The sequence below is a fragment of the Bradyrhizobium sp. Leo170 genome (assembly GCF_004296405.1).
Taxonomy (GTDB): domain Bacteria; phylum Pseudomonadota; class Alphaproteobacteria; order Rhizobiales; family Xanthobacteraceae; genus Bradyrhizobium.
Genome location: NZ_PSRR01000494.1, coordinates 1 through 4,516, shown reverse-complemented (window position 1 = coordinate 4,516; position 4,516 = coordinate 1). Strand labels below are relative to the sequence as shown.

The 4,516-nt window shown below is 63.9% G+C and carries 4 protein-coding genes; all 4 read right to left on the bottom strand.

Going from position 1 to position 4,516, the window contains the following annotated elements; all coding sequences use genetic code 11:
- A partial coding sequence (locus CWO89_RS41145; RefSeq protein ID WP_130583963.1) for a protein-glutamate methylesterase/protein-glutamine glutaminase occupies nucleotides 1-978 on the bottom strand: 978 nt, incomplete at its 3' end.
- Between the two features lie 80 nt (nucleotides 979-1,058).
- Complete coding sequence (locus tag CWO89_RS41140; RefSeq protein ID WP_130583962.1) at nucleotides 1,059-1,901, bottom strand: CheR family methyltransferase; 843 nt, start codon at nucleotides 1,899-1,901, stop codon at nucleotides 1,059-1,061.
- A 16-nt stretch (nucleotides 1,902-1,917) separates the two neighbouring features.
- Complete coding sequence (locus tag CWO89_RS41135) at nucleotides 1,918-2,397, bottom strand: chemotaxis protein CheW (protein ID WP_130583961.1); 480 nt, start codon at nucleotides 2,395-2,397, stop codon at nucleotides 1,918-1,920.
- 111 nt (nucleotides 2,398-2,508) lie between these two features.
- Nucleotides 2,509-4,314: a methyl-accepting chemotaxis protein gene (locus CWO89_RS41130; RefSeq protein WP_130583960.1), complete on the bottom strand. Its 1,806-nt coding sequence runs from the start codon at nucleotides 4,312-4,314 to the stop codon at nucleotides 2,509-2,511.
- Nucleotides 4,315-4,516 lie beyond the last annotated feature (202 nt).

Below are 4,516 nucleotides of genomic sequence, written 5' to 3'. Positions count from 1 at the left end.
GCCGAACACCACGCAGCTCTCTTCGTCCTGCGCGCGCGTCGCAGCACCAAGCTTGCGCATCTCCAAAAGGCCCCGCGCGCCGTCGTCGCCCATTCCCGTCATGATGATCCCGAGCGCATTGCGCCCGGCATATTGGGCCGCCGAACGGAACAGGACGTCGGCCGAAGGCCGATGCCGCGACACCGGCGGGCCGTCCTTGATGGCGATGCCGTAACGCAGGCCGGAGCGCTGCAGCAGCATATGGCGGGCGCCGGGCGCGATATAGGCGCAGCCCGGCTGCACCGGCTCGCCATCCTCGGCCTCTTTCACCGTGATCTGACAGGCGGCGTTGAGACGCCGCGCGAATGCCGCGGTGAAGCCCTGCGGCATGTGCTGAACGATCAGTATCCCGGGACAAGTCGGCGGCAGCGCCTCCAGCACGTCGAGCAGCGCCTCGGTGCCGCCGGTCGAGACGCCGATACAGACGATGCGCTCGGTGGTCGGCCGCGAACGCCCCTGGATCGGCGGCGGGATGATGGCATCCGCGGTCAGCTTCTTCTCGATGACGCGCCGTTGCTGGCGTGGGCGCACGCGCGCACGCGCCGCCGACTTCACCGCTTCGCGCAGCCGGGTCGAGCATTCCAGCAGCGCCTGCCGGGTATCGATCCGCGGCTTGGGAACGATATCGACCGCGCCGGCCTCGAACGCTTCGAACATCTGATCGGAGCCCTCCTCGGTGAGCGAGGAGCAGATGATCACCGGGATCGGGCGCTGTGCCATGATCTTGCGCAGGAACGTGATTCCGTCCATGCGCGGCATCTCGATGTCGAGGATGATCACGTCGGGCAGTTCGTTCTGCAGCCGCCGTGCCGCGGCGAACGGATCGGACGCGGTCGCCATCACCTCGATATCCGGATCCTCGCTCAGGATGGTCGTGAGAATTTGGCGCACCGACGCCGAATCGTCCACGATCAGCACGCGAAGTTTCTGCCTGGGCATTGCCGTGCGCTCCACGTTGCTCTCTTTTCTTTGAGCATGATCTTTTCGGAAAACCGGTTCCCACTTTTCCGGATCATGCTCTAGACTCTAAAGATCGTCGGCTGAACCTGCTTCAACGTCGGCACCGTGTTGTGGATCATCGATTCGGAATGCCCCACCAGCAGATAGCCTCCCGGCCGCAGATGGGCGCAAAGCTGATCGACGACCTTGCGCTGCGTCTGCCTGTCGAAATAGATCAGGACGTTCCGGCAAAAGATGATGTCGACGTCGCGGTCCACCGGATAGCTGGAATCCATCAAATTCATCCGCATGAAATTCGTCAGTCGCCGCAATTCCGGCACCACGCGGACTTCGTTGCTCGACCGGTCCCTCGACGACAGGAAGTAGCGCTTCACGAATTCGGAAGGGACCGGCGCGACGACGTCGCGCGTGTAGATCGCGGCCTTGGCAAGCCGCAGGACCGCGGTCGAGATATCTGTTCCGAGGACACGAAACTGGAACCTGGTGCCGGACCTCGTCATGTCGTCGAGAACCATCGCGGTCGTATAGGCTTCCATGCCGGTCGAGCAGGCCGCGCTCCATATCTTCAACCCGTGCGATCCACGGCCGCGCGCCTTCAGGAGCGCCGGCACCGCGACCTCCTTCAAGAAGGTGAAATGCGCCGGCTCGCGGAAGAAATCCGTCTTGTTGGTCGTGACCACATCGATCAGATGGGTGAGCTCGTTGTCGGGCAAGCCATTGTCGAACAGATGCTCGACATATTCGTTGAGCCCGGGATAGTTGAGCGCGCGGACGCGCTTGTGCAGCCGCCCTTCCAGCATCAGGCGCTTGCCGGCAGGCAGCTTGATGCCGACCTGCCCCTCGATCAATTCAGCGATCGTGCGGAATTGACGATCGGATAGATGTAGCCCGGCCCCCAGCATCGCCGATTTCGCAAGTCTAGGCTGCGGCGTCGACCCGGGCCTCGTCGGCGGACACGTCCGCATCGGCCATCAGTCGTGCGAGATCGAAGATGATGACGAACTTTTCTCCCTTGCGCCCGATGCCCGCGATGTAGTCGGATTGCCAGCGTCCGCCGACCGAGGGGACGGGACCGATCGAGTCCTCGTCGATGTCGGTGACCTCGAACACGCAGTCCGCCACGAAGCCGACGCCGACTAGGCGGTCGTTCATCGGCACGTCCAGGATGATGATGCGCGTCGCCTCCGTCGCCGGCACGCTCGGCAGATCGAGCTTCAGCCGGAGGTCGACAATCGGATAGCCGCTGCCGCGCACGTCGATCATGCCGAGCATGAAATGCGGCGCGTGCGGCAGACGCGAAATCGGCCGCATGTCGAGGATTTCGCGGACGTTGCAGATGCTGATGCCGAAGGTCTCCCCGGCGAGACCGAGCGTCAGATATTGAGCCGTGCCGGCCATGTTGCGTCCTTCCAGTCAGAGATCGCGGGGACTTGCCTCGAAGGCCGGGCCCCGCCTATTTCTGAGCATGATCTTTTCGGAAAACCGGTTCCCACTTTTCCGGATCATGCTCTAGCGCTGAAAATCCGCGTCGCGATCGTCATCGCCGTCTTCCATCGCGAAGGCGAAGCCGCCGCCGGCAGCAGCCTTGAGCGCACGCGCCGGCTTGGCGGCGGGCTTCTTGGCGTTGCGGTCGGCGGCCGCCATGCTCGCGGCTTTCGCGCGGAGCTGGCCGACGGCCCGGTCGATTGGCATCGCAGCCGCGGGCTTGTCCTTTGCCTGGTCGATACGGAAATAGGCGATCGTCGACTGCAACTGTTCGGCCTGGGAGGCCAGTTCTTCCGACGTTGAGGAGACCTGTTCGGATGCGCTGGCGTTCTGCTGGCCGACCTTGTCGAGCTGCTGGATCGCCTGGTTGATCTGCGCCGAGCCGACATCCTGCTCGCGGCAGGCCGCCGTGATCTCCTCCACAAGCTCCGCCGTCCTCTTGATATCAGGCACCAGCTTGGCCAGCATGCCGCCCGCTTCCTGTGCGACCTTCACGCTCTCTCCCGACAGCGTGCCGATTTCGGCCGCGGCCGCCTGGCTGCGCTCGGCGAGCTTGCGCACTTCGGAGGCGACCACCGCAAAGCCCTTGCCGTGCTCCCCAGCACGCGCCGCTTCGACCGCGGCGTTCAGGGCGAGCAGGTCGGTCTGGCGCGCGATCTCCTGCACGATGGTGATCTTTTCCGCGATCGTCTGCATTGCCTCGACGGCGCGGCCGACTGCGGCGCCGCTGGCTTCGGCATCCTTGGCCGACTGCCCTGCGATCTTCTCGGTCTGGTTGGCGTTCTCGGCGTTCTGCTTCACGTTGGCGGCCATTTCCTCCATCGAGGAGGAGGCTTCTTCGGCCGAGGAGGCCTGCTCGGTCGCCCCTTGCGAGAGCTGTTCGGCGCTGGCCGAGAGCTCCTGGCTGCCGGCCGAGACGTTCTGCGCCGCGGTCAGCGCTTCCGCGACGATCGTGCGGAGCTTCTCGACCATGCGCTCCAGAGCCATGCCGAGCGTATCCTTGTCCGACAGGCGCTTGGCGTCGACGGTGAGATTGCCCTGCGCGATCTCGTTGGCGACGGCCGCCGTTCCGTTCAGGTTCACGGTCATCGCATTCAGCGACTTGACGAGATCGCCGATCTCATCGTTGCTGGCAACGTCGATCTTCTGGCTGAGATCGCCGATCGCGACCGCATCGGCGAGGTTTACGGCACGGCTGAGCCCGCGGCTGATGTTGAGTGCGATCCAGGTCGCCGCCACCACCGCGAACACGAGCGAGGCGATCACCAGGATGACCAACAGCATCTCCGCGCGCGCCCCGTCCTGCCTTGCCTGTTCGGCCTGCTCGGCCATCGCCGACTTGACAAGCGAGATGTAGGCGTTTGCGGCTTCGAGCGCGTCGGCCACCACCTTGCGACCGTCATTCATCGAACGATCAGTCGCCGCCGCCTTGTCGACCTTTGCGAGGCGGACCGTCTCGTCCTGATAGGCATTCAGTTTGACATAGGCGGCCGAAAAGGCATCGATCAGCTTCTTGCCTCTGTCGGTCGCGCCGGCATAGATTTCGTCCTTGGTCTTGAGCAGCGTCTCGCGAATCTTCGCCAAGTCCGCAATGAACTGATCATAGTTCTTGTCCGAGGCGATGATGGAGTTCTTCTCGGCCCGCACCTGAAGCAGGATGCCCTTTTCGAGCTCGGCGGCCTTGTCCATGCGTCCGGCCCGCGAAACGAGACTCTCGGCCGTGCCGACCATGTCGCTGAGCTTCATGTAGCCCACCGCGCCCGCGACCATGGATAACAGGATGACAAGGCCAAAGGCGCCGGCCAGCTTTGCTTTGACGGTAAGTCTCATTTCAGTCCCCAAGAGAGATGCTCGAATTGTCGGTCGGATTGCAAACAATCCGGTCTGCTACGCACCAACTAACGCTTCGGTCCTCAGCGCTGAAAATCAGCGTCGCGGTCGTCCCCGTCTTCATCCAGCGCGAAGGCGAAACCGCCGCCATTGGCGACCTTGAGGGGGCGACGACCCTGCGGCTTGGTCTCGGCGGCCGGCG

Excerpts from the sequence above, each read along its gene's own strand:
- CWO89_RS41140 (WP_130583962.1), bottom strand. The coding sequence starts at position 1,901 with ATGCTGGGGGCCGGGCTACATCTATCCGATCGTCAATTCCGCACGATC.
- CWO89_RS41135 (WP_130583961.1), bottom strand. The coding sequence starts at position 2,397 with ATGGCCGGCACGGCTCAATATCTGACGCTCGGTCTCGCCGGGGAGACC.
- CWO89_RS41130 (WP_130583960.1), bottom strand. The coding sequence starts at position 4,314 with ATGAGACTTACCGTCAAAGCAAAGCTGGCCGGCGCCTTTGGCCTTGTC.